Genomic DNA, 24,951 nt, shown 5'->3' on the forward strand with positions numbered 1-24,951 from the left:
CGGAATTGGTAGACGCGCTAGCTTCAGGTGTTAGTGTCCTTACGGATGTGGGGGTTCGAGTCCCCCCCCTCGCACCATAAATCACGATGATATTGCTCGCACTGGGCGAAGGTGGCGGAATTGGTAGACGCGCTAGCTTCAGGTGTTAGTGTCCTTACGGATGTGGGGGTTCGAGTCCCCCCCCTCGCACCAACGAGGCAATATCAAACCAGTAAGATGACTGTGCGAAGGTGGCGGAATTGGTAGACGCGCTAGCTTCAGGTGTTAGTGTCCTTAGGATGTGGGGGTTCGAGTCCCCCCCCTCGCACCAATTATCTTACATCCCCTCTGATGTATCTTCTTTCCCTGTTATTTCAAACTCATCAGTATCACCAGAATTCCACTGACCAGTGCGACACACGACGGCAATAAAACAAAGTGGCGCAGTTGCTTATGCCAGATCATGCCTGCGGTAACTAACAGCCCTGAGACAATGATGGCTTTCCAGATTTCAAGAGAGAGATCGGCAAACATCAAACCGCCGAGAATGGCTCCCGGTAGCAATACCCCCCAACCACTTCCCAGCGTCCTGTTCAACATGATCCGGCCTCTCACAACGATAATGATAACCAATATCATATGACAGGCATTATCATTTGTCAGCTGAATGAATCAAAAACCGTCGACCTTTACCTTTCCCGTAATGACAGGAATTGCCTAAGGTGATAAATTGCCCACCTGTTAACTGCGTCTAAAGATTTTCTGATAATTACTCTTTGAGTTTTTTGCATATTTTATTGCGAAACAACACCTACTTATTTGTTTTAATTAAATTTTAATAAAAACGCACGACTATGACATCACAATCCTGGCGGTCTTTGGTCCACAGCAAATATCAATTATCGTTACGTTTATTTTTATTTCTGAACGCAACCTCGGCAGTGTTCTCGGTAACAAATCCGCTCAATTCTGTACGCCTGTTATCAGCTCCGCTGATTGCTATTTTCGCCATCAGCACCGGCCTGTTCGTCTGGCACTGGAGAAAAAGAGCGCGGAAGATAAATATTCCTGTTGTTTCAGGGATCTTCGGTATTTTGTGGGCCTGGCAAATTGACTCGAAGTTCGCCTTAATTACCCACGACCATGGTACGTATTTGTTAATTGCCCTATTAACGGTGCTTTTTATTGGAACGCTGGCATTCGCCAGTAATATCAAAGCATTTATCCTGCACTCATTGCCCGCCTTTATTGTCTGCCTGTTGCTAAGCGAACACGATATATGGCTGAGAATGTCCTATTCTTTCGCACTTCCTGTGGTGGCAATCGCTATTCATAACATTTTGCAAAGGCGTAACGATCGTTTCGCTCAGGAGCTGCTTTCACGCTTGCTGGAAGAACGAGAAACCCTTACCGATCTCAGCATGATGGACCCTCTAACCGGGCTCTATAATCGCCGCGGTCTGCAAAGCCGTCTGGAGAACCTGCCGGCGATAGAAAATGGCGAGCACTTTGTCCTGCTGATGGATATCGACCACTTCAAAGCCTATAACGACCATTACGGCCATATGATGGGCGACCAGGCATTGAAACGCGTCTCTGCGGCAATCCGCGACGCCGTGCGTTCTCGCGATATCGTGGCGCGCTTTGGCGGGGAAGAGTTTATGGTGCTGCTGACAAATATTTCACTTGAGCATGCCCGCCAGACGGCAGAGCGGATCCGTCAGAAAGTCTACGATTTAAAAATCCCGCATCTGTTTAACGAAAGCGTCGCGACAAATGTCACCATCAGCATAGGCATTGCCATTTTCGAGGATGAAGACGCAGAGGGCGCGCTGGAAAAAGCGGACAAAGCCCTCTACGAAGCAAAGCATATGGGGCGCAATAACATTCTGTTGAGCGAAGAGCTGCAGACGGCATAAACATCACGGCACTGTCGCCAGGAAAAAGTCTTGCCATTGGTTTGAGCAATAGTTAGGATTGGCAATCATTATCATTTAGATTTCTATCTATACTATGGCCACGCATACCGCACACATTGTCGAACCCCTCCTCTGGCGAGCGCCCCTCACCAGCGGGAATGTTTCGCTTGCGGATGCCATACGGGACAAGATTGCGGAAACGCGTGCCCACCTGCTGGACTTTATCCGGCTTGATGAAGCGCACCCGCACCACGCCATGACGCTCTCAGAGTGGCGTCAACCGTCAAAACTGCAATCGCTGCTGGCCACCTATTCCGACCATATCTATCGTAATCAGCCCGACCTTACGCGGGAAAATAAACCCCTGCTCTCCCTCTGGGCACAGTGGTATATCGGGCTGATGGTGCCTCCCCTGATGCTGGCGCTGTTAACGCAAAAAAGCATGCTGGAACTTTCGCCGGATAATTTCCACGTCGAGTTTCACGAAACCGGGCGTGCAGCCTGTTTCTGGATCGATCTCCACGAAGACCAGAACGCAGAGCATCTTACCGCTCAGGAACGAATGGAGCAGCTTATCACTCAGGCCCTGATCCCGGTTGTGGACGCGCTTGAAGCGACGGGAGAAATTAACGGGAAGCTTATCTGGAGCAATACCGGCTATTTAATCCACTGGTATTTAACGGAAATGAAGCCACTTCTCGGTGATGAGAACGTTGACGCCCTGCGTCAGTCCTGTTTCTTTGCAAAACAGCTTTCCGATGGCCGTGACAACCCGCTATTCCGTACCGTCGTACTACGTGATGGGCTTCTGGTACGTCGCACCTGCTGTCAGCGCTATCGTCTGCCGGACGTTAAGCAGTGCGGGGATTGCACGCTGAAGTAGTCAGGACCGGCCTGATGCCCTCACCCTGCCCCTCTCCCACAGGGAGAGGGAAAAAACACTATAAACGGCAACTTATGTTGCCGTTTTGCTTTTACCTAGGCCACCTGTTGATTTTCCTCTTCCGCGTTACGCTGCGCTTCCTCCGCTTCCTGCTCCAGCAGTTGCTTCTCGTACACTTTGAAGAACGGGTAGTAGATGATCGCCGATACGCAGGCCAGCACCACAACCAGGATGGCCGCGCGGAAATCCCAGCCCAGGGCCCACGCGGCACCTATCGGCGCCGGTGCCGTCCAGGGTACCACGGAGATGACGCGGCCAATCAGATCAAATGTCATCGCCGCCCAGGCCAGCACGGCGTTAACCATCGGAGCCAGCAGGAAGGGAATAAAGAACACCGGGTTCATGACAATCGGCGTACCGAAAATGACAGGTTCGTTGATGTTAAAGAAGCTGGGCACCACGCTCAAACGCCCAATAGAACGTAAATGCGCTGAACGGCTACGCAGATAGCAAATCACCAGCCCCATCGTGGCGCCCGACCCGCCAATCACGATAAAGAACGTCCAGAACGCTTCCATAAAGATATGCGGCAGAGGCTGGCTGGCGGCCAGCGCGGTCTGGTTAGCGCCCAGATTTGTCAGCCAGAACATCTGCAGCATCCCGGAGACGATAGCCGCCCCGTGGATCCCGGCGAACCACAGCAGATGACCAATCAACACCGCCAGCAGAATCGCAGGCAGTGAATCCGCCGCGGAAACCAGGGGCTTAAAGACCGACATAATCGCCTGCGGGATCAGCATGCCAAACTGCGACTGAATCACCAGGCTCAGCGGATAGAGCGTCAATACCACCACCAGCACCGGGATCAGCAGATCAAAGGAGTTTTTGATCATCGGCGGGACCTGGTCCGGCAGGCGAATACCGATGTTATGCGATTTGAGGAAACGCATCATCTCAACGCAGTAAATTGCCACCAGAATCGCAGTAAAAATGCCCGTCCCCCCCAGGCTGTCGACGGGAAGCGTGCCTTTGGTTTTCGGTGCCGCGACAAGCAGAAACGCCATCAGCGACAGCATGGCGCACATAAACGGATCCAGCTGATGCGATTTGACGTAGTGTTTACCCAGGTTATAGGCAATGGCCGCACAAATATAAATGGACATGATGCCCATCGTCATATCAAACGGCGTCAGGATCTGGCCCTCAAACTGTTTCGCCATATCCAGCCAGGCGCGTGCGAAACCCCAGGTGGTATCAGGCGAAAACGGAGGGTAAGCGAACACCAACAAAAATGAGCCCACGATCATAAACGGCATCGCGGAGATGAATCCATCGCGGATGGCCATGACGTGACGCTGGGAAGAGATCCGCCCGGCAATCGGGCTGACATAGTTTTCAACAAAACGGAATATCAGGTTAAACGCAGCATGGTTGGCAGACATGGCAGATCTCCTGTCAGACGTTTGTTACAGGCACATTTGCGCCGCACGTTGTTCCATAAATCAGCTTCACAACCTTGCTGGCTTGTGTACCCGCGGTACTGCTCAGACGAAATGGTTTCATAATTGGCTCTTATTATTGGATACAGGGGACGTTACATACTCAGTATTAATCTACGCACCACGCTCTGCAACCGGTTACTGTAACCGGTTTCTGTGATTGTGAAGGGGATCCAGAAATTAGCCGTTCGGGATATTTGTTACCGAAGAGATATTTACAGAGCATAAATTCTTATGACAGATTACGCAGGATATTTGTCAGGAGGAAACAATGAGTTTGCAGTCCGTACAGCAGTTTTTTGCCGACAACGCGCCGGATATAGACGTTATCGAGCTTAGCCAGAGTACCGCTACTGTTGCGTTGGCTGCTGCCGCCCATCGCGTTGAGCCGGGACAAATCGCCAAAACCTTGTCGCTGAAGGTTAAAAATGAGGTGATTCTGGTGGTGGCGAAAGGCGATGCGCGTCTGGATAACAAAAAGCTGAAAGACACCTTTGGTGCGAAAGCGCGCATGCTCAGCAGTGATGAAGTGGTGACCATCACCGGCCATCCCGTTGGCGGTGTGTGCCCGTTCGGACTAGAAAACCCGCTCGCGGTTTACTGCGATATCTCTTTAAAGCAGTACGCTGAAGTGCTGCCTGCCGCAGGCGCAATTCACAGTGCCGTGCGTATTTCACCTGACAGAATGGCAGAGCTGACTTCCGCAAAATGGGTGGATGTTTGCATCTGATTGAAGCGCCAGAGTGCATCTGGCGCGTAAAAGGCAGGTTATAAAAATGTGGGCTTACCGAGTGCCAGACTGTGCGGATCTCTTGCCGGAAGATGCGTAAGAATATCCGCCGCATCAAGCAACCCTACGTCAGAATTTACCCCCAGCTTCACCATCGCATTAAACTTATGTGCCCGGATGGTCTTAATATTGCGTTCAAGCTGTGCCGCGATTTCAGGAATGGAATATCCGCAGGACATATAACGCAGAATCGCGCGTTCCGTTGGGCTTAACATTCTGTTTTGACTGCAGTACCAGTGGTTCAGCATATTGTCATTAATGCGCAGCGTTTCACTCAGCAGCTCAATGAGTTCCTTCTGAAGATGCTCAAGCGTCACTGACTTGCTGACCACACCGTGCAGGCGTGACGGCGAAAGATGGCTGATGAGGCGCGCTTCCATCTCGTCAGAGACGAGTATGATGCGCTGGATATGGCCATGCGTAAACGCAAGGTCACGCAGGTGCGCCAGGCAGTTACGGCGCTCCTCTCGGGCATCGGCAAGTGAATAGATCAGCGAGAAAAAATTAACGTGATGCAGTGTACGCTTAAAGCTGTCAAATTCACTAAACAGATGCAGTTGATACTGGCTCAGGGCGGACATCGCAAAAAGATGCTGTAACCCAACAGCACTCATCGTGCAATTTTCGATGATGGCGATATGCCTTGTTGAATCGGTTTTTTCCATTCCTCGAACTCTCCATAGGCTGATATAAGACTCAGCTCTCTCATTCCCTGTGTACTGTTGATCCAGGCGTACATATCGGCGTTACTCCGTAACGACAGCCGTCGCATCGCACTGTTTTTCTGCGCACTTATCGTTTTATTGCTCTTCTTGAGCAATGTGGCGATTTGGTTAATCCCCCATCCCTTGCCTAACAGGCGTAATACCTTGCGTTCGGAGTGTGTGAGCGCGATAAAAGGTTCATCTTCATCTTCCACGCTCTGAGGTTCCGGGGTTAACAGCGTCTGGCTTATCCGCTCTGCCCGCTCGCGCCCGGCCCGGATAGCCTTGACCACGCCTTCAATCGGCTCCATATCTGAAAGCAACGTGCTTTCCGGCCGCATAAGCAACTCAACCGCAATAGGGTAAAGCGGACGCGAGACTAAGAAGATCCAGTGAGTTTCCCGGTATTGATTCAGTAAAGCGTAATACTCTTCAAGCGTGCCCCGAGGATTTCGGTATTCACCTGAAATATCGGCAATAATGACGTCTGCGCGGCGTAACTGAAGCAGGGTTAACTCCTGCAATGAGCGGCAATAGGTCAATTCAACATCGGGGAAATGGCGTGCTATAACGCCCCCCAACCCGTTTTGCATTACGGGTATCCGGCTAATGACAACGCCATGCTTACCATGCAATGACAACATAGACCCTCCGTGTCCATTTTTCATATGATGAGTAACGTTAAAACGCATCAATGTATAAGTGTTTTCGTCCCTGAGTGTAAAACTGATTAATACAAGCAGAAGATGAGAAATGTTTTTAATTTAAGAAATACCTAAAACAGCGTTAATATCTCATAAAGCGCAAATAAACTTAATTCCGATGCCGTTAAAATAATAACAATATAAAATTAGAATAACTAAATACAAATATTCTATATTTCCGCATTAACAATTCACCACATTAATAAATGAACCCAATACCCTAACGCGACACGGGGCTGAAACTGTTTGCATAAACCTTGATCTGACCCACAGCAAGAGACACTGCACTTTGTGCTAAAAGTAATCGTTATGGGCCAGGCGGCAACTCTCCATCTTCTTCTTCAGGACAAGACATGCAGGCAGATCGGTCAACGCAGCGTGCTATCACGCGGCTATGTATAAAGTGCGGGCTTTTTCTGCTCCAGCACGGCGCAGAGAGCGCGCTGGTCGAGGAGCTTTCAACCCGGCTGGGGCTGGCGCTGGGTATGGACAGCGTTGAGAGCGCCATCTCATCCAACGCCATTGTGCTGACTACGATCAAAGACGGTCAGTGCCTGACCTCCACCCGCAAAAACCATGACCGCGGCATTAACATGCACGTCGTGACCGAAGTGCAGCATATCGTCATCCTTGCTGAACATAAGCTTCTCAATCTCAATGAGATTGAAAAACGGTTCAACCAAATTAAGCCATTACGTTATCCGCGCTGGCTTGTCGTGCTGATGGTGGGGCTGTCGTGTGCCTGCTTTTGTAAGCTCAATAAAGGCGGCTGGGACGGTGCGATCGTCACCTTTTTCGCCAGCAGCATCGCCATGTATGTTCGCCAGCTGCTGACACACCGGCAGCTGCACCCGCAAATTAACTTCTGCATCACCGCGTTTGTCGCCACCACGGTTTCCGGCCTGCTGCTGCGCCTGCCGCAGTTTGCCAACACCCCGACGATTGCCATGGCCGCCAGCGTGCTGCTGCTGGTCCCGGGCTTCCCCTTGATCAACGCCGTCGCCGACATGTTTAAAGGACACATCAATACCGGTCTGGCACGCTGGGCCATCGCCAGCCTGCTCACGCTGGCAACCTGCATCGGCGTGGTCATGGCCATGACGCTATGGGGGTTACGCGGATGGGCATGATAGATTTTCTGCTGGCGCTGGCGCAGGACATGCTTCTGGCCGCCATTCCTGCCGTCGGCTTTGCGATGGTGTTTAACGTTCCGCAACGCGCGCTGCCGTGGTGTGCGCTACTGGGCGCGATAGGCCATGGCTCGCGAATGGTCATGATGACAGCGGGTTTTAACATCGAATGGTCGACATTTATGGCTTCTATGCTGGTCGGCAGTATCGGCATCCAGTGGTCGCGCTGGTATCTGGCGCACCCCAAAGTGTTTACCGTCGCCGCGGTGATCCCGATGTTCCCCGGCATATCGGCCTATACGGCGATGATATCCGCGGTGAAAATCAGCCATTTTGGCTACACCGAGCCTCAGATGATCCTCCTTCTGAGCAACTTTCTTAAGGCCTCGTCCATTGTCGGCGCGCTCTCCATCGGACTGTCGATCCCCGGGCTGTGGCTGTACCGTAAGCGCCCACGCGTTTGATATTTGTGTTATTTCGCTGCCATGGAGATAATCTTTCTGGACCGTTTGGTGAAAATAAGGAAAGGATGTGGCTAACCCCGGCAGCGAACACCCCGAGCACAGTGAAGAATCCAGCCTGAAAGAGAAAATTTTTCAGAGCGCTATCGCGCTTTTTGCCGAATATGGATTAAACGGTGCCCGCATGGAGCAGATCGCGGAGAAAGCAGGCACCACCAAACGCATGGTGGTTTACCATTTTAAGAATAAAGAGAATCTCTATCTCCTCGTTCTGGAACATGTTTACACCCAAATTCGCGCCAGTGAAAAAGCGCTCAGCCTGTCGGGAATGCCGCCCGTCGAAGCGCTGGTCAGTCTGGTTGAAGCCACCTTTGACTATCATGCCGACCACCCGGATTACATCCGCATTATCTGCATGGAAAACATGCAGCGCGGCCGCTTTATGCAGCAGTCGAGCTATCTCCGTCAGGTCAACCGTAGCGCGCTCGACCTGCTGGAAGAGATCCTGCGTCGGGGTAAAGAAAAACAGCTGTTCAGCCAGACGGTTGACGCCCGCGATCTTCATCGCCTGATAAGCAGCTTCAGCTTTCACTACGTAGCCAACAGCTATACCTTTACGCTGCTGTTTGAAGACGGTGCAGACGAGCAGGCCCAGCGCCAGCACTATCGTAAAATGGCCGTTAAAGTGGCTCTGCGTTATACCTGCCCATAAAATTGCTTGCAATTAAATCGCACACTACCTATATTCATCTCATGAACGCGAAAACACACGACCTAAACGCTGCGCTTAAGCTGGATAACCAGCTCTGCTTTGCCCTCTATTCGGCAAATCTGGCGCTTAATAAGCTGTACCGGCAGCTGCTGGCACCGCTGAACCTGACCTACCCGCAATACCTGGTGATGCTGGTGCTGTGGGAGCAGGATGACGTCACGGTGTCGGACATCGGTGAGCGGCTGTTTCTGGACTCTGCAACCCTGACGCCGCTGCTGAAACGTCTGGAAAGCGCCGGACTGATAAATCGTCAGCGCTCGCGCAAGGATGAACGTCAGGTCGCCGTCACCCTGAGTGAAGCGGGACGTGAACTTCAGCAGCAGGCAGCGGGTATCCCCCATGCGGTAGGATGCGCAGCGCAGTGTGATACCGACACGCTGCTCGCGCTTAAGCAGCAGCTGGAGCTTTTGCGACAACATATTCAGCACGCGTAAGGCTATACTTTACGCATCTTTATTTAGCCATATATATCGCACGCTATTTAATAGCACACGTTAATGAAAATGAGGAACCTGCCATGTCTTTAGAAAAAGTTGTTTATACCGCCAAAGCAAAAGCAACCGGTGGCCGTGACGGCCGCGCGACCTCTTCCGATGGCGTACTGGATGTAAAACTGGGCGTGCCAAAAGAGATGGGCGGCATGGGCGGAGAAGTGACTAACCCTGAGCAGCTGTTTGCGGCGGGCTACTCTGCCTGCTTCCTGGGCGCGATGAAGTTCGTGGCCGCACGCGACAAGTTTACCCTGCCAAAAGACGCCTTTATTGAAGGCGAAGTGGGTATTGGCCCGCTGCCAACCGGCTTTGGTATTGAAGCAAAGCTGAATATTCACGTTGAAGGTATGGATCCTGCGGAAGCCAAAAAGCTGGTGGATGCCGCACACATCGTTTGCCCGTATTCTAACGCGACCCGCGGCAACATCGACGTGACCCTGAATATCATCGCGTGATAACTGCCTGATGGCGCTGCGCTTATCAGACCTACGACTGTAGCCCCGGTCAGCGCAGCGCCACCGGGGAAATCCCCTCTATTCCCTCACCCTCTCTGTGCTACCATAAGCCCATATCACGCCCGTCGTTATCAGTAGAGTAAGCGTTATGTCCTCCAGAATTCTGACCACCAGCATTGCTGGTATTGATGCCTTTATGCGCGACCCGCGCGGTGTGTTGACCCACGCCGACGGTGGCACGGTTGCGGTTTTTGCCGACAACGCTCCGGCGTTTTACGCAATCACACCGGAACGTCTGGCACAGCTTCTGGAGATAGAAGCGCAGCTGTCGCGCCCGGCGAGCGATATCACGCTGGACAACCAGTTCTTTGATGAACAGGTTAACGTCCCGGTGACCGTGCCGATGGGAAAATTTGCCCTGTACGCGGGCTGGCAGCCGGACGCCGATTTCCAGCGTCAAGCCGCGCTGTGGGGCATTGCGCTCACCCAGCCGGCCACCGCGGAAGAGCTCGCCGCGTTCACCGCCTGGTGGCAGGCGGAAGGGAAAGTCTTCACCCACATTCAGTGGCAGCAAAAGCTCGCGCGTCATCTTCAAATCACCCGCGCAGGCAACAATGGGCAGCCAAAACGCGATATCAACGCGTTTTCCGAACCGGATAAACAGATCCCCAGTGGATTCCGAGGTGCGAAATGAAGAACGTCGGCGACCTGATGAAACGACTGCAAAAAATGATGCCTGCCAACGTGAAGCCCGCTTTCACGACGGGGGAAGAGCTGCTGGCGTGGCAAAAAGAGCAAGGAGAGATCCGCGCCGCCGCGCTCGCCCGCGAAAATCGGGCTATGAAAATGCAGCGCACCTTTAACCGTTCCGGTATTCGCCCCCTGCACCAGAACTGCTCGTTTGATAACTACAAAATTGAGACCAACGGGCAGATGCACGCGCTCGCCGCCGCACGCCAGTACGTTGATGAATTCGACGGCAACATCGCCAGCTTCATCTTTAGCGGCAAGCCGGGCACCGGTAAAAACCACCTCGCCGCCGCTATCTGCAACGAACTGCTTCTGCGCGGGAAATCGGTCCTCATCATCACCGTGGCCGATATCATGTCCGCGATGAAAGACACCTTCAGCAACCGCGAAACCAGCGAAGAGCAGCTGCTTAACGATCTGAGTAATGTAGATCTGCTGGTCATCGATGAGATTGGCGTTCAGACGGAATCCCGCTATGAAAAGGTGATCATAAACCAGATTGTCGATCGCCGCTCCTCGTCCAAACGCCCTACCGGCATGCTGACGAACCACAATATCGACGAGATGACTCGCCTGCTGGGGGAACGCGTCATGGACCGCATGAAGCTGGGTAACAGCCTGTACGTCATTTTCGACTGGGAAAGTTACCGCAGCCGCGTCACCGGCAAAGAGTATTAAGACAGTTCCAGGAATCGCCGGCCGGGTAGAGGTATATACTGGAACCCTTTCCGGCCCAAAACGGACCTTTTTGAGAAAGCCATTATGAAAAAACAGATTGTTATCAGCACCTTTTTAGGCGCCCTGCTGGTTACCGGCGCAGCGCAAGCGGCATCCTGGCAGGAGTCCCTCTCAAGCGCGGCAAACGAGCTGAGCAAAGAGAGCAGCAGCTCTCAGGGCGGGCTTTCCGCCTCTTCCCTCACCAGCCTGCTGGGCAACAGCAGCCAGAGCCTGAGCGCGGGCACGATGAACAACGCGGCGGGAATTCTGGAATATTGCGCGAAGCAAAAACTGGCTTCCGTAACCGACGCGCAAAACGTGAAAAACCAGGTGCTGGGTAAACTGGGTCTGGATACCCAGGAGCAGAAAGCGGATACCAACTATATGGACGGTATTCAGGGTCTGCTTAACGCGCAGAACGGCCAGCAGCTTAACCTGAGCACCCTCGGCAACTCTTCTCTGGCGAAACAGGTGAAAACCAAAGCCTGCGATCTGGTGCTGAAACAAGGCGTTAATTTCCTCTCCTGATGTGCCCCATTTTCTGCCACAACACGCCGCGTTTAATGCGATAGTCTTGCACCGCGGCGTTAAATGAGCGTTTTTCCCACCTGCCACCGTCTCAGCGTCCGTTTGTCAGGATGCGACCTTCTTCATAAAAACGATTTTCTAAACCAAATCCTAACAACAGCACACTTTCGTGACACTAAAATTGCAGCTTAACGGCATCGCAATTACAGTGTATGACCCAAAAAATAAACAGTTAGCCAGCGAAGCACCTGGCGTCATGAGGATATGCTGTTGTCAGAACTAATGTCCCTTATCCTTTTTCTGGCTTCCGTCGGCGTCTATGCCTGCAAAGCCGGCCGCAACACCTGGTGGTTTATCGCCACGCTGGTGGTGCTCGGCATTTTTATTATTTTAAACATTACCCTGTACGCCAGCGATTACTTTACCGGCGAAGGCATTAACGATGCCGTGCTCTACACCCTGACGAACAGCCTGACGGGCGCGGGTGTGGGTAAGTACATACTTCCGGGGCTGGGGCTCGTCATCGCGCTGGTGACGATTTTTGGCGCGCTGGCCTGGGTGCTGCGTCGACGTCGCCATCATCCGCACCATCATGGCTACAGCCTGCTGGCGCTATTCCTGGCGCTGGCCTCCGTCGACGCCAGCCCGGCGTTCCATCAGATCACCGAACTGGTGAAATCCCAGTCCCGCGACGGCGATCCGGATTTCGCGGCCTACTACAAAGAGCCGTCGAAAACGATCGCCAACCCGAAGCTCAATCTGGTCTATATCTACGGTGAAAGCCTGGAGCGCACGTACTTTGATAACGACGCGTTTCCAAACCTGACGCCAGACCTGGGCACACTGAAAAACGAAGGCCTCGATTTCAGCCACACCATGCAGCTGCCGGGCACGGATTACACCATCGCCGGGATGGTTGCCTCCCAGTGCGGCATCCCGCTGTTCGCGCCTTTTGAAGGTAACGCCTCAGCCTCGATGTCGACGTTCTTCCCACAGAATATTTGCCTCGGCGATATCCTGAAAAACTCCGGCTACGAAAACTATTTTATGCAGGGGGCAAACCTGCGCTTCGCCGGAAAAGACGTGTTCCTGAAATCCCACGGCTTCGATCACCTGTATGGCTCAGAAGAGTTAAAAACGACGGTTGCCGATCCGAGCTACCGCAACGACTGGGGCTTCTATGACGATACGGTGCTGGACGAAACCTGGAAGAAATTCGAGGAGCTCTCCCGCACCGGCAAACGCTTCTCGCTCTTTGCGCTGACGGTGGACACCCACCATCCGGACGGGTTCGTCTCGCGCAGCTGCATACGCAAAAGCTATGATGTGGACGGCAAAAACAACAAATCCTTCAGCGCCGTGACCTGCAGCCAGGAGCACATCGCCGCGCTGGTCAAGAAAATCAAAGCCTCGCCCTGGTTTAAAAACACCGTCATCGTCGTCTCGTCTGACCATCTGGCGATGAAAAACAGCGCCTGGGACCAGCTTAACAAGCAGGATCGCAGCAACCTGTTCTTCGTGCTGCGCGGCGACCAGCCGCAGCAGGAGGTCATCGCCACCAAACGCAACTCCATGGATAACGGCGCAACCGTGCTGGACATTCTGGGCGGCGACAACTTTATTGGCCTTGGCCGCAGCACGCTGTCGGGGCAATCCCTGTCGGAAGTGTTCCTCAACATGAAGGATAAAATCCTCGCCTGGAAACCCGACATCATTCGCCTGTGGAATTTCCCGAAAGAGATGAAAGACTTCACCATCGATCGGGATAAAAACACCATTGCCTTCTCGGGCAGCAACTTCCGTCTGCCGCTGCTGTTGCGCGTGTCGGAGGGCCGCGTCGAGCCGCTGCCGGAAAGCGAGTATTCCGCGCCGCTGCGCTATCAGCTGGCCGATTTTGCCCCCCGCGATAACTTCGTCTGGGTGGACAGGTGCTACAAAATGGGCCAGCTCTGGTCGCAGCCGCTTGCGCTCTCTACCGACTGGTGCGTCTCTCAAGGCCAGCTTGGCGGGGAGCAAACCGTGCAGCACGTGGACAAAGCCCAGTGGAAAGGCAAAACCGCGTTTAAAGATACGGTTATCGATACCGCGCGCTATCAGCACAACGTCGACATGCTGAAAATCGTCGATAACGATATTCGCTACAAGGCGGACAGCTTTATCTTTAACGTGGCCGGCGCGCCGGAAGAGGTGAAGCAGTTTAGCGGCATCTCGCGTCCGGAGTCCTGGGGACGCTGGTCCAACGCGCAGCTGGGCAACGAGGTGAAAATTGAGTACGCCCATCCCCTGCCTGAACAATTTGATCTGGTGATCACGGCCAGAGCGTACGGGCCCAACGCCAACAAGCCCGTGCCGGTCCGCGTAGGCGATCGGGAGCAAACCCTGACGCTTGGAAACGACGTGACCACGCACACGCTGCATTTTGACAACCCATCGCGCAGCAATACGCTGGTGATTGTGCCGCCAGACCCGCAGTCGACCAATGAGGGGAATATCCTGGGGCATTCACCGCGCGAGATCGGGATTGGCATGGTAGAAATCAAAATCGTCGGTACACAGGGCTAACGCGCGCGTGCCCGGCATTCCGCCGGGCACTTTTGAAAATAAATAATTCTATATAACCATTATAAATTAGATAAAAACGCTTTATATAAGCCAGTTTAATTTATAAATATCCCGCAAAAAGACAAATCCATAACATGTGCAGCTCCATGAATCACCACGGAGCATTACGCACTTTTATCATGCTAACCGGCTATAAGTTCGAATCCATCCGGGCACTGCGCAGCGAAAATGTGATTGCCTGGGAGGTACTGTCCACGGCAAAGCCCCACGTCGATCTCGAAGACTACTTTGGCTCGATGTCCCCGACGCAGCGTAAGACGCACTTCTTTGCGCAGCTTCGTCATGCCATGTTTTGCGAGGAGAGAGAAAAGTATTATCTCAACGCAACATCGGATTTGCTGCTGGAAACGGACTTCCTCGACAGGCTAAAAGAAGAGACCCCCTGCCCGGAGAGGCTTGCTATCGAGGTCACCGACCTCGATACGCTGGTACAGCTCGACGACGCGCAAAGCCGGGCTCTGCGGATATGTATCGCGACGCTCCATAAGTGGGGGATCGAAGTGTGGGCTGACGATGTCTGCGAAGATATTCTTCCCGACCTTCTGACCAGCCAAATCCGCTTCTGCGGCGTCAAAATTGACAAACATACCTTCTGGAGCGGGCGCACCGAGCAGGCGAAGTTCCTGCACCTCACCCGCCAGTGCAAGCGCGTCGCCAGCAAGGTGCTGATAGAAGGCATTGAAACCGCGGGGGATTTCGCGCTGGCCCGCGCCAGCGTGGCCGACTACGGCCAGGGCTATCTGTGGGGCAAAAAATGACGCCCTTCATTCCTAATGCTGGCTATCAGGTCATCGTTCTGAGCGACAATGCTTTTTTATGGCTTGGCCTCCATTCGATGATTTCGGCGGCCGTGACGCCCCGTCCTGAAATGTATTGGATCAACAGCGTTGATCCGCACGGGCTTACCCGCCTGCAGGAACGGCTGCTCGACACGCCCGCCGCACAGAACTGGCTGATTTTTACGGATGCTGCCTGGGTCAGCGACATAAACGCCTGGCTGCGCAGTGAGCGGGTCAGAGTGGTCGCGGACAACCTGTCTCTTGCGCAGCTGAGCCGCTGCTTTAGCGACACGACATTTTCCTTCGAAAACGCCGCCACGCTCTCGTATCAGGAGATGCGGGTTTGCATGCTCTTACATAAAGGATTCAGCCCGGTTCGTATCGCAAAAATTCTCAATAAGTCACCTAAAACGATCTACACCCACAAGCGTAACGCGATGAACAAATTTTGCTGTCACAGCCTGGCGGAATTCCATCGAAAACTCTGCCTGCTGGACGCTCAGTCATTCTCTTTGTAATTGCACTGTTACTCACGTCAGGAAATAAGATCATGAAAATTATCACCACTGCTGTATGTTGTTCCGCTCTCCTGCTTCCTGCCGCCGCTATCGCCGCGGACAGTACCGCAAGCGCGACGATGCACGTCTCACTTGAGGTCGTGAAGTCATGCACCCTCAAAGCCAACGACCTCAATTTCGCGCGCCACGGCTCGGATGAATCAAGCGAAATTCAGGCCAGCACGCAGGTTGATATCGTCTGTACCAACGGTACCCCGTTCACTCTTTCCGCCACCAGCAACGACAGCAGCGAGAACGGCACCTTCTGGCTGAAGCCGGAAAACGGCGAAACGGGCGCACAGAAGATTGCCTGGAAACTCTTTGCTGACGAGGGCAAACAGACGCAAATCACCAGCACCGATGGGCTAACCGACACCGGCAACGGTCAGGAGCAGAAAGAGACGCTCTATGGCGTGATTGACGCAGGCGCCCTGACGACCGCACAGGCAGGGGCCTACAGCGACGACATCACCTTAAACCTGGTGTACTGATCGTGCGTCGTTATCTTCCCTGCCTCATTCTGTGGCTCACGATGCTGGCGCTGCTGTCGCTGCTGTCGCGCTACGCGCTGGCCGCCACGCTGCAGGTGGCGCCCGTCACGCTCGATCTGCAAAGCGGCCAAAGAGCGACAGCGGTCACCCTCACCAACAGTGGAAAAGCGGCCATTCACGCGCAGATACGGGTATACGAATGGACCCAGAAAAACGGTCAGGATGTCTTAGCCGCCACCGATGAGGTCGTCAGCAGCCCGGCGATGACCGCGCTGGCGCCGGGTCAGCAGCAGCTGGTACGTATCATCGTCATGCAGCCGGGCATCGATGACCGGGAGCAAAGCTACCGGCTGGTCATCGATGAGCTGCCGGATACCCTTTCCCGCGCGGCCAATCCCAACGGCGTGCACTTCCTGCTGCGCTATTCGATTCCGGTATTCATTGCCGGTACCCAGAATATCCCCGTCGGCCACGATGCCCTGAGCTGTGAACAGGCGGACAGCCCGGCGACGATCCGCTGCTATAACGCCGGAAACAGCCATATTCGCCTGAGCCATCTTGAGGCCCTGACGGCCAGTGGGCAGGTTGCGGGATCGGTGAAAGGACTGGCGGGCTATGTACTGCCGGGACAGACCGCTCTTGTGAAACTTAAGCAAGCGTCACGCCATACGCTCAGCGCGTTACGCGTCTACCTCAACGATGACCACCATGCCAGCCAGATACCCCTGCGCCCGCTCGCTACTCGCGCTCCTGCTTTGGCTACCGCTGATGCTGTCAGCCCGCACTGAAGGACCCGCCGACACCGTACAATGGCTGGCCATCACCGTGAATCACGCCCCGCGTGGGGATCTGTGGGCCTGCCGGGTGGTGGAAGATGCGCTGTGGATTAGCAGCAGCGACATCAAAAAACTGGGGCTCCGCGCCCCAGATGGCCACGGCGGCTGGGTAGAACTGACGTCCCTGCCGGGCCTGAAGGTTGATATCGACCTGCTTGCCCAGCAGGTGTCGATTACGGCCGAGGCAAACGCGCTCGAGGGACAGCAGCATCTGACGCTCGAAAAATCGCCCCCGCAGTACGCCTATCCTGAGGCCCAGCCCATCAGCGCGTTTACGCTCGGCTACGCCCTCTACGCCAGCGATGCGCAGGGTAAACGCCAGCTGAATGCCCAGACCGAGCTGACCGCGTCCGGAGTGCTGCCCGGGACGCTCAGCAGCAGCTTTTCAAGCCATGCCGGAGAGGAAAACAGCGCCGCCCGGCCCACCCATACGCGTCTTGAAACCCGCTGGCAGTGGGATAATACCGATTCGCTGACCACCCTGGCGCTGGGAGACAGCATCACCACGGGCACGCGCTGGAGTCGCCAGGTTCGCTTTGGCGGCCTGCACTGGGCGCGTAATTTTGAACTCGATCCGCAGCTCAATACCGAACCCCGTAGCCGCTACAGCGACACGGCGGTCCTGCCTTCAACGGTCGATCTTTACATAGACGGGCTCAGGCAGAGCAGCCAGCGCGTCACGCCGGGGGCGTTTACGCTGGATACTCTGCCGGCCTTCACCGGAAGCGGGCAGGCGCAGGTGGTCATTACCGACATCAACGGCCAGCGTCGCACCGTACAGCTCGACGTGTACGGCGCCCCGGGAATGCTGGCCGAAGGGCTCAGCAGCGGCTCGCTGGATATCGGCTGGATGCGGCAAAACTACGCCCAGCGTTCCGACGACTATGCCGCGTCGCCGATGCTCGACGCCGGCTGGCGCTATGGGGTCAATAACCACCTGACGATGGCGCTGCATACGGAGCAGCAGCGCAAGCTGCGCAATCTCGCGACGGGCGTCGACTGGTTGATATCCCCCGGTGCAGGCATTGTCAGCCAGCACGTCGCGGCGAGCGACAGCCCCTACGGCCAGGGGATGCAGTGGGGCCTTGGCTGGCAGTGGAACGGCGGCGGGACGGGCATTTCCGCCAGCACCGTGCGTACCGATGCCGCCTTCGCCGATAATGCCCGCATGAGCGGTGCCGTGCCCGTCAGGCGCAGCGATAGCGTGTGGCTGAGCCATTCTTTCTCCCATGTCGGTACGCCAGGCGTGGGCTGGGTTCAGCAAGACATTCAGGGCAACAAACAACGCTACCTCAATGCCTCCTGGTCCGTTTTGTTACCGGCGCATCTCGCCGCCACGCTGAGCTATACCCGCTCGTTTACGGACGCGTCGAGCAACGTTCAGCTTATGCTCTCTCTCCCGCTGGGCCGCCAGGACACCCTCTCGCTTCAGGCCAGCCAGGACTCGCCGCGCATGGACTATCGCCATCAGCCGGACGACCAGACCGGCGGCTGGTCATGGCAGCTGGGGCAAAGCGTTGGTGAACGCCGGGAAAAGTATGCTGACGTGGGCTATCTGGGCCACGCCGGAGAGTGGCATGTGGGGCTGGAGCAAGGCGCTAACGTGGGCAATCGGTATGCCTCAGCCGAAGGCAGCCTGACGCTGCTGGATAATAGCCTGCACGCACTGCGCTACAGCGAGCAGGGCCTGGCACTGGTCTCAACGCGCGGTATCGGGCACGTGCCGGTGATGCTTGAAAACCGCCCGGCAGGCGAAACCGACGAGGAGGGGTATCTTCTGCTGACCGACCTGCCGCGCTACCACAACAGCAAAGTCACCATCAATCCGCTGGATCTGCCTTCCGATGTGATTGCCCCGGTCACCGACATGTATGCCAGACCGGGTAACGGCAGCGCGGTAAAAGTCGATTTTAACGTCCATCACGCTGTGACGGTTCAGGCCAGGCTGATCGACGGCCGCGGCACGCCGCTTCCGCTGGGCAGCATCGTGTCAACGCCTCACGGCGCCACCATCGTGGGGCGCGACGGGTTTATCTGGCTTGAAGACCCGCCCCTGCCGGGTGAACTGGTGGTGAAAACCGGTCAGGGAGAATGTCGGGTGACGCTTCCGGCGCCCCGGAAGGCATCATCCGTACTAAATATTGGAGAACAACAGTGCCATTAAGAGCCTCGATAATGTTGCTGCTATTACTGTCCCTGAAGGCGATGGCGGCCGCCTGCTGGATAACCTCGCCTGCCGTCATCAACTTTGGCGCTATCGCGGCGGGCAATGCGTCCTCGACCCACGCCGAGGTCAAATTCAGCTGCCAGGCGGACAACCTCGGTACGACAGAGTATATCAATGTCTGCCTGAGCAGCATCGACGCTCCGCCCTTTCAGATGGTCTCGCCGGGGGACCAGGAGGGTAAACAATACACCCTGATTTTTCGTATTCTCAACGGCGTCGCGCGCTCCCAGGAGCTGGGTCCCGCCAGCCGCGGGGATCTTATCCAGCAGACCCTGACCGCCGACAGCAATGCCAATATCAGCGGCAGCTTTCCGCTTATCGCCACCCTCCCGGCAGGGCAAAGCCAGCTCCCGGCGTACCACTATTACAACTACAACATGAATCTGCGCATAGCGTGGCACAGCGCCTCCCGTCAGGATGCCCTGCAGAACTGTTCAGACGGCTCCGCCGAGGGCGAACAGGTGCAGGGCGGAAGCAACGCGCAGGCCGAAATTCGCGAGGGATGTTACATAGAGCACGTCACCCCGCTTAACTTTGGCACCCTGACCAGCACCGCCACGCTGCGCCCGACGCGCTCCACGGCCACCCTCACCACGCGCTGCCCGGCCGGCACCGCGTTCACGCTCGCGATGGGAAAAGGCAATCATGCCAGCGGCAACCAGCGGCAGCTGTGCAACGATGAAGGCCAGTGCCTGCGCTACGGCCTCTGGCAGGATGCGGGGACCACTCAACGCTGGGGCGACCAAAGCAGCGGCGATGCGATGCAGGTCACCAACCCCGCGGGCGGGACGCAGAATTTCACCGTCTACGGAGACGTCCCGGCGCAGCCCCTGAGTGGCACGGGGGAATTCAGCGATGACGTGATAATCACGCTGACTTATTAAACAGCGCAAAATCCTGCCTGGATCAATGTTATCGGTAACAATGGCGCTAAAATAGCCAACAGCTCTGCTTAATCAGGCGAAAGGCCTGTTCTTTTATTCGTTATCTCTGTCTGTATTACAACAACTTATGAAATACCTGCTTGCTGACGCCCTCGTCTACAACGACGAGGACGGTTCTGTTTCTCTTATCAATGCGCCGGATGAGGATGCGCAGATCCTCACCTGCACGGCCAATACCATCATGAAGCTGCTGGTGCAGCATCATGGGAACGTGGTCGAACGAGAGACGCTTCTTCAGGAGGTCTGGGACAGGCGCGGGCTGCAGGGGTCGAACAATTCGCTAAACCAGTACATCAGCATCTTACGTAAATTGCTGGCAAGCCTGCTTCCCGACGTGCTGTTTATCGTCACCGTACCTAAAACGGGCTTTATGCTCAGCGCAGACGTCACGGTCACCGCGCTGGAGGAGCCGTGTCCGGCAGCCAAAACGGCGACATCCGTAAGGCGCGTTCGACCGGACGTGCTGTTCTGCGGTGCGCTCACGCTGGCGATCGTTGCGCTGTGCATCTGGATAACGGTAATCAAGCCGGCAACCCAGCAGCGGGAGATCCACCTGCTGACCCATATTGGCACGTGTCCGGTCTACACCTTTACGCCGCTGGCGGACGTGTTCCATGAGAAGGCGATTGGGCTGGCGCAGAGTCTTCAGCAGGATGGCCATCTTCCGTGCCTGAAAAATTCTATTTTCTACATGCACATTCAGAGAACGCTTTTCTACGGCCACGAAGGGCGGCTGGTGCTCTCCCAATGTTCCCTCACGAGGGGTAAAGCCAGCGCCTGTCGTACGCTTTACTATTACGAGTGGTGATATGAGACACAAAAAAGTTTGGCTGATTCTGATCCTCAACCTGCTGCTGCTGGGCGCCGCGCTGGCGTGGTACTTTTACACGCCCCCGCTGTCGGTGGCCTGCGACGGAAACCTGACCTTTTCCGACAGGCGCGACAGCCACGACTTCACCTTTGACGGCGAGATCATTATGCGTTTTCATCCCGACAAAACGGGGTACATCACGCTAAACGGCAGCGTGGTGAACGCGCCGCGCAGCTGGGAGGTTTCCCGCCAGGAGATGTTTAAATGGCGTCACGTTGAGGGCGAACTGTATGAGATTGTCATTCAAAAAGTGGAGCGTTTTAGCCACGATGCCATGCCGCCAGGGGTCTTTGAAAAGTACGTCGCGGGCCTGACGCTGGGCAATAAAAGGCTTCTGACGATAGAGCGCACGCCGGAAGACGCGCTGGTGATCAGCAATTTTTACTCACCGGTGCTGATCTGCTCGGAATAACGTCGACGGGTCAGGCTATACTTGCCGCCATGCACATTCATATTCGCCCCACTGCCCCTAGCGACGTTACCGCCCTGCCCGCCATTGAGCGCGCGGCGGCCGGACGTTTTCGTGACGTCCCGGCACTCGCCTGGCTTGCCGGGGGTGAGGTCATTTCCGTAGAACAGCACCTCGGGTATGTCGAACGCGGGCTAAGCTGGCTGGCAGCGGCGAACAATCGCCCCGTGGGGTTTATCCTCACAGAAGCGCACGCGTCGTCGCTGTTTATTGTGGAGCTCTCGGTCGATCTGGACTGGCAGGGAAAAGGAATTGGCCGGCAGCTCATCGCCCGTGCGGCTGACCATGCCCGTAAGGCAGGGCTGGCGTCGCTGACGCTGACGACGTTCCGGGACGTCGCGTGGAACGCGCCGTTCTATGCACGGCTGGGGTTTGAATACGTCACCGATCTCACGCCTGAACTGCGTCAGAAAAGAGAAGAAGAGGCAGCGCACGGCCTGGCGTATGAAACGCGCTGCGCCATGCGCCTGCCTCTGTAATATCGCCCGGTGGCGCTGCGCTTACCGGGCCTACAACACCCTGAACCGTAGGCCGGGTAAGGCGCAGCCGCCACCCGGCACAACGCACAGAGTTAGAACGTTTCCCAGTTATCGCCTGAATCGACGGTCGCCGTTTTACGCGCCATCACCGGCGTGGAAACCGCTTTAGACGCGGCGAACTCGCGCGCCTTCATCTGCTCCTGCTGAATGCGGAACACCGCCACGGCCTGAGTCAGGCGGCTCGCCTGCTCTTCCAGCGCGGCCGCTGCCGCCGCAGACTCTTCAACCAGCGAGGCGTTCTGCTGGGTCACGCGATCCATCTCGGCCACCGCCAGCCCCACCTGGTCGATACCGCGGCTCTGCTCGTCAGACGCAGAGGCGATTTCACCCATGATGTCCGTTACGCGGGTGACCGCATTCACGATTTCACCCATGGTTTCACCGGCACTTTCTACCAGCGTTGAACCGACTTCCACGCGGCCCACAGAGTCTTCAATCAGGCTCTTGATCTCGCGTGCTGCCTGGGCGCTGCGCTGCGCCAGGTTGCGGACTTCACCTGCCACCACCGCAAAACCGCGGCCCTGTTCGCCCGCACGCGCCGCTTCTACCGCTGCGTTCAATGCCAGGATGTTGGTCTGGAAGGCAATACCGTCGATCACGCTGATAATGTCGGCAATTTTCTGCGAACTGCCCGCGATATCGCGCATGGTCTGCACCACGTTATCCACCACTTTACCGCCTTTCTGCGCGGTTTCAGAGGCGCTCAGCGCAAGATGGCTCGCCTGGCGGGCGTTCTCGGCGTTCTGCTTAACGGTTGCCGTCAGCTGCTCCATGCTGGCTGCGGTCTCTTCCAGGGAAGCGGCCTGCTGCTCGGTACGGGAAGAGAGGTCGTTATTGCCCATCGCGATTTCGCTCGCACCGCTGTAGATAGCATTCGCGCCGTTACGCACGTCGCCAACGGTACGCACCAGCTCGCCCTGCATATGACGCAGCGAGTCGGCCAGTTCACCCATTTCGTTCGCGCCTTCAACTTCAATGCGCTTCACCAGGTCGCCGCTGGCGATATGGCGAATGTTGTCGATCAGACGCGTCAGCGGGGAGATCAGCGCCTGCTTGATGCCCAGCCAGACGGCCACGATCACCACCAGCACCGCAATCAGCACGCTAATCAGCACCCAGATGGCCTGGCTGAAGGAGCTGTTGCTGTCCTCAACCGCAATCTGGTACAGCCTGTCGTTCTGCTGCAGGTAGCTCACATACTGCTTCTCAAAACCGTCCTGATAGCTCTGGGTCGGCTGGTCGAAGAAGGCGTTGATTTTGCCTGCGCCCAGTAGCTGAATCAGCTCCGCCAGCGCGCCGTGGTAAATATCGTAGTTACGCTTGATCTCCATGGCATCCGCATCGCTTTGACGCGGATCGCGCGGCAGGGCCTCGTAGGCTGCCCAGTTTTTTTCCGCCTGTTTCAGAGACGCAGACGCGATTTGCATCAAATCGTTAACGGTCGCGCCGCTGCCGATATTGCTCTGATCCATCATATAGCGGATACCCGCACGGTTCAGGGTATTACGGGTTTGCAGCAACGCTACCCAGCTGCCGTTCAGCGTGGACTGTTGCTGGCGAATGGTTTGCAGAACGGTGAAATTCTCTTTGTCATGCTTAAGGGCATTGAAGAAAAGACCACCGGAGGTGAGTTGTAAAAGGCCAAATATCGCTAAAACCAGCATTAAGCTGGTGACAATCTTGATACGGTTTAACATGTTTTCTCTTTCCATCAGACAGATAACAGAATTTTCGGCCTGGAAATGGAAAACTTTACGAAAAACGTACTGGAAGGAGGGACATAATCCCTCCTGATATGTTGATGCAGCCGGCTACTATTTCGTCAAAGAGGATATATCCCTGAAAAGTGAACGGGTTATCTCCACACCTTCCCGCACAGCGCGCTCGCGAGAAACATAGCGACGCTCGCCCGGCAAACGCGCGCCCTGCTGCTGCATCCCGGTAAAAAGCGTTTCGGCACGCGCCAGGTGCTCAGAGGCGTCATGGCCGAGGAACCGGGCCGGATCCAGCGCCAGAATCAGCTCGCCGCCGTAGGGTAAACCGCCGGCGCCCTCATCCCACGACAGCGACTCCGCGCTCGTCATATCGCCAATCAGCGGCCCGGCGAGCAGTTCCACCATGGCCGCCAGCGCCGAGCCCTTATGTCCGCCAAACGTCAACATCGCGCCGTCAAGGATCGCCTGGGCATCTGTCGTCGGTTCGCCCTGAGAATCGATGCCCCAGCCTTCCGGCACCGCTTTTCCCGCCCGCTGATGCAGCTGGATCTCACCGCGCGCGGCCGCGCTGGTGGCCATATCGAAAATAAACGGCGGCTTGTCGCCCCGCGGCCAGCCAAAGGCAATCGGATTCGTACCAAACAGCGGCCGGGTGCCTCCCGCCGGGGCAACCCACGCATGGCTTGGCGTGGTCGCCAGCGCCACCAGACCGGCCTGCGTCAATGGCTCAACGTCGGCAAACAGCGCTGAAAAATGCACGCAGCGGTTGATGGCCAGCGCGGCGATACCGCAGTGCCGCGCCTTTTCCATCAACAGCGGCAGCGCGCGTTCGAATGCCAGCAGGGAAAACGCCCCGCCGGCATCCGCCTTCACAATCGCAGGGGCGGTATGGGTGATAACCGGCTCCGCGTCGGGGGAGACCTTGCCTTTGCGCAGCGTCTCAACGATCCCGAGCAGCCGCCACAAGCCGTGCGAGGCACAGCCGTCGCGCTCGCCGTGCGTCACGTTTTCCGCCACCGCGGCGGCATGCGCCTCGCTGAATCCGTTCTCGCGCAGCACCTGATGCGCCAGCGCATAAGCCTCTGTTAACGAGAGGTTTACCATCTCCATTCGCGACTC

General features: G+C 55.9%; 27 protein-coding genes and 2 tRNA genes. 23 read left to right on the forward strand and 6 right to left on the reverse strand.

Annotation, left to right across the window (positions count from 1 at the left end; translation table 11 throughout):
* Nucleotides 1-105 precede the first annotated feature (105 nt).
* A tRNA-Leu gene (locus AC3WOK_RS14545) sits at nucleotides 106-192 on the forward strand.
* A 32-nt stretch (nucleotides 193-224) separates the two neighbouring features.
* Nucleotides 225-310, forward strand: a tRNA-Leu gene (locus AC3WOK_RS14550).
* A gap of 38 nt (nucleotides 311-348) precedes the next feature.
* On the opposite strand, the gene AC3WOK_RS14555 is transcribed toward AC3WOK_RS14550, so the two are convergent.
* Nucleotides 349-618 carry a DUF1435 domain-containing protein gene (locus AC3WOK_RS14555; protein WP_047346281.1) on the reverse strand — a complete coding sequence of 90 codons (270 nt, stop codon included), beginning with the start codon at nucleotides 616-618 and terminating at the stop codon, nucleotides 349-351.
* Between the two features lie 215 nt (nucleotides 619-833).
* On the opposite strand from AC3WOK_RS14555, the gene AC3WOK_RS14560 reads away from it, so the two are divergent.
* Together AC3WOK_RS14560 and fhuF are read left to right on the forward strand one after the other, a co-directional pair.
* On the forward strand, nucleotides 834-1,898 hold the full coding sequence (locus AC3WOK_RS14560) for a GGDEF domain-containing protein (RefSeq protein ID WP_492354712.1): 1,065 nt from the start codon (nucleotides 834-836) through the stop codon (nucleotides 1,896-1,898).
* Between the two features lie 94 nt (nucleotides 1,899-1,992).
* Entirely contained in the window at nucleotides 1,993-2,781 is a 789-nt protein-coding gene (fhuF, locus tag AC3WOK_RS14565; RefSeq protein ID WP_063429574.1) for a siderophore-iron reductase FhuF, read from the forward strand.
* Between the two features lie 95 nt (nucleotides 2,782-2,876).
* Here the strand turns inward: fhuF and AC3WOK_RS14570 are convergent, their stop codons facing one another.
* Nucleotides 2,877-4,223, reverse strand: coding sequence for a PTS sugar transporter subunit IIC (locus tag AC3WOK_RS14570; RefSeq protein ID WP_059312635.1), 1,347 nt, complete (start codon nucleotides 4,221-4,223; stop codon nucleotides 2,877-2,879).
* Nucleotides 4,224-4,551: 328 nt separating this feature from the next.
* Here AC3WOK_RS14570 and AC3WOK_RS14575 point away from each other — a divergent pair, with 328 nt between their 5' ends.
* Complete coding sequence (locus AC3WOK_RS14575; RefSeq protein WP_008502085.1) at nucleotides 4,552-5,010, forward strand: YbaK/EbsC family protein; 459 nt, start codon at nucleotides 4,552-4,554, stop codon at nucleotides 5,008-5,010.
* 38 nt (nucleotides 5,011-5,048) lie between these two features.
* Here the strand turns inward: AC3WOK_RS14575 and bglJ are convergent, their stop codons facing one another.
* Nucleotides 5,049-5,684 carry a DNA-binding transcriptional activator BglJ gene (bglJ, locus tag AC3WOK_RS14580; RefSeq protein WP_492354790.1) on the reverse strand — a complete coding sequence of 212 codons (636 nt, stop codon included), beginning with the start codon at nucleotides 5,682-5,684 and terminating at the stop codon, nucleotides 5,049-5,051.
* Entirely contained in the window at nucleotides 5,681-6,418 is a 738-nt protein-coding gene (locus AC3WOK_RS14585) for a helix-turn-helix transcriptional regulator (protein ID WP_063429570.1), read from the reverse strand. The genes bglJ and AC3WOK_RS14585 overlap by 4 nt, the downstream gene beginning before the upstream one ends.
* 413 nt (nucleotides 6,419-6,831) lie before the next feature.
* Between AC3WOK_RS14585 and AC3WOK_RS14590 the strand changes: the two genes are divergently transcribed.
* The 18 genes from AC3WOK_RS14590 to AC3WOK_RS14675 all read left to right on the forward strand — a co-directional run bounded on the left by AC3WOK_RS14590 (nucleotide 6,832) and on the right by AC3WOK_RS14675 (nucleotide 22,057).
* Nucleotides 6,832-7,608, forward strand: coding sequence for a threonine/serine exporter family protein (locus AC3WOK_RS14590; protein ID WP_492354713.1), 777 nt, complete (start codon nucleotides 6,832-6,834; stop codon nucleotides 7,606-7,608).
* Nucleotides 7,599-8,072, forward strand: coding sequence for a threonine/serine exporter (locus tag AC3WOK_RS14595; protein WP_014168507.1), 474 nt, complete (start codon nucleotides 7,599-7,601; stop codon nucleotides 8,070-8,072). Before AC3WOK_RS14590 ends, AC3WOK_RS14595 begins: the two co-directional genes overlap by 10 nt.
* A gap of 67 nt (nucleotides 8,073-8,139) precedes the next feature.
* Nucleotides 8,140-8,781 (forward strand): TetR/AcrR family transcriptional regulator, encoded by a 642-nt coding sequence (locus AC3WOK_RS14600; RefSeq protein ID WP_492354714.1) that lies wholly within the window; start codon nucleotides 8,140-8,142, stop codon nucleotides 8,779-8,781.
* Between the two features lie 41 nt (nucleotides 8,782-8,822).
* Nucleotides 8,823-9,275, forward strand: a complete 453-nt coding sequence (locus AC3WOK_RS14605) for a MarR family winged helix-turn-helix transcriptional regulator (RefSeq protein ID WP_059312714.1) — start codon at nucleotides 8,823-8,825, stop codon at nucleotides 9,273-9,275.
* 83 nt (nucleotides 9,276-9,358) lie between these two features.
* Entirely contained in the window at nucleotides 9,359-9,787 is a 429-nt protein-coding gene (locus tag AC3WOK_RS14610) for an organic hydroperoxide resistance protein (protein WP_023310299.1), read from the forward strand.
* Between the two features lie 148 nt (nucleotides 9,788-9,935).
* Nucleotides 9,936-10,481 (forward strand): primosomal protein DnaT, encoded by a 546-nt coding sequence (dnaT, locus tag AC3WOK_RS14615; RefSeq protein WP_492354715.1) that lies wholly within the window; start codon nucleotides 9,936-9,938, stop codon nucleotides 10,479-10,481.
* The gene (gene dnaC / locus AC3WOK_RS14620; RefSeq protein ID WP_059312641.1) at nucleotides 10,478-11,215 is read left to right on the forward strand and encodes a replicative helicase loader DnaC; all 738 of its coding nucleotides are present in this window, start codon (nucleotides 10,478-10,480) and stop codon (nucleotides 11,213-11,215) included. The genes dnaT and dnaC overlap by 4 nt, the downstream gene beginning before the upstream one ends.
* An 84-nt stretch (nucleotides 11,216-11,299) precedes the next feature.
* The gene (locus tag AC3WOK_RS14625; RefSeq protein ID WP_059312642.1) at nucleotides 11,300-11,782 is read left to right on the forward strand and encodes a YjjA family protein; all 483 of its coding nucleotides are present in this window, start codon (nucleotides 11,300-11,302) and stop codon (nucleotides 11,780-11,782) included.
* A 270-nt stretch (nucleotides 11,783-12,052) separates the two neighbouring features.
* Nucleotides 12,053-14,344 (forward strand): phosphatidylglycerol--membrane-oligosaccharide glycerophosphotransferase, encoded by a 2,292-nt coding sequence (gene opgB, locus AC3WOK_RS14630; RefSeq protein WP_492354716.1) that lies wholly within the window; start codon nucleotides 12,053-12,055, stop codon nucleotides 14,342-14,344.
* Nucleotides 14,345-14,523: 179 nt separating this feature from the next.
* Complete coding sequence (locus tag AC3WOK_RS14635; protein ID WP_447856624.1) at nucleotides 14,524-15,162, forward strand: EAL domain-containing protein; 639 nt, start codon at nucleotides 14,524-14,526, stop codon at nucleotides 15,160-15,162.
* On the forward strand, nucleotides 15,147-15,701 hold the full coding sequence (locus tag AC3WOK_RS14640; RefSeq protein ID WP_492354717.1) for a helix-turn-helix transcriptional regulator: 555 nt from the start codon (nucleotides 15,147-15,149) through the stop codon (nucleotides 15,699-15,701). Before AC3WOK_RS14635 ends, AC3WOK_RS14640 begins: the two co-directional genes overlap by 16 nt.
* Before the next feature lie 32 nt (nucleotides 15,702-15,733).
* Complete coding sequence (locus AC3WOK_RS14645; protein WP_023334404.1) at nucleotides 15,734-16,231, forward strand: Csu type fimbrial protein; 498 nt, start codon at nucleotides 15,734-15,736, stop codon at nucleotides 16,229-16,231.
* 2 nt (nucleotides 16,232-16,233) lie between these two features.
* Nucleotides 16,234-17,019 carry a fimbrial biogenesis chaperone gene (locus AC3WOK_RS14650; RefSeq protein ID WP_063429562.1) on the forward strand — a complete coding sequence of 262 codons (786 nt, stop codon included), beginning with the start codon at nucleotides 16,234-16,236 and terminating at the stop codon, nucleotides 17,017-17,019.
* On the forward strand, nucleotides 16,940-19,231 hold the full coding sequence (locus AC3WOK_RS14655) for a fimbria/pilus outer membrane usher protein (protein ID WP_492354718.1): 2,292 nt from the start codon (nucleotides 16,940-16,942) through the stop codon (nucleotides 19,229-19,231). Before AC3WOK_RS14650 ends, AC3WOK_RS14655 begins: the two co-directional genes overlap by 80 nt.
* Before the next feature lie 11 nt (nucleotides 19,232-19,242).
* Nucleotides 19,243-20,178, forward strand: a complete 936-nt coding sequence (locus AC3WOK_RS14660) for a Csu type fimbrial protein (protein ID WP_235836444.1) — start codon at nucleotides 19,243-19,245, stop codon at nucleotides 20,176-20,178.
* A 127-nt stretch (nucleotides 20,179-20,305) separates the two neighbouring features.
* The gene (locus AC3WOK_RS14665) at nucleotides 20,306-21,046 is read left to right on the forward strand and encodes a winged helix-turn-helix domain-containing protein (protein ID WP_059312648.1); all 741 of its coding nucleotides are present in this window, start codon (nucleotides 20,306-20,308) and stop codon (nucleotides 21,044-21,046) included.
* 1 nt (nucleotide 21,047) lies between these two features.
* On the forward strand, nucleotides 21,048-21,521 hold the full coding sequence (locus AC3WOK_RS14670) for a FidL-like protein (RefSeq protein ID WP_059312649.1): 474 nt from the start codon (nucleotides 21,048-21,050) through the stop codon (nucleotides 21,519-21,521).
* Nucleotides 21,522-21,550: 29 nt separating this feature from the next.
* The gene (locus AC3WOK_RS14675; protein WP_492354719.1) at nucleotides 21,551-22,057 is read left to right on the forward strand and encodes a GNAT family N-acetyltransferase; all 507 of its coding nucleotides are present in this window, start codon (nucleotides 21,551-21,553) and stop codon (nucleotides 22,055-22,057) included.
* Nucleotides 22,058-22,149: 92 nt separating this feature from the next.
* Here the strand turns inward: AC3WOK_RS14675 and tsr are convergent, their stop codons facing one another.
* Nucleotides 22,150-23,814 (reverse strand): methyl-accepting chemotaxis protein, encoded by a 1,665-nt coding sequence (gene tsr / locus AC3WOK_RS14680; protein WP_063429554.1) that lies wholly within the window; start codon nucleotides 23,812-23,814, stop codon nucleotides 22,150-22,152.
* Nucleotides 23,815-23,931: 117 nt separating this feature from the next.
* Complete coding sequence (locus tag AC3WOK_RS14685; RefSeq protein WP_059312652.1) at nucleotides 23,932-24,942, reverse strand: Ldh family oxidoreductase; 1,011 nt, start codon at nucleotides 24,940-24,942, stop codon at nucleotides 23,932-23,934.
* Nucleotides 24,943-24,951: the final 9 nt, after the last annotated feature.

Source organism: Enterobacter sp. FW301-JW81 (assembly GCF_058788735.1).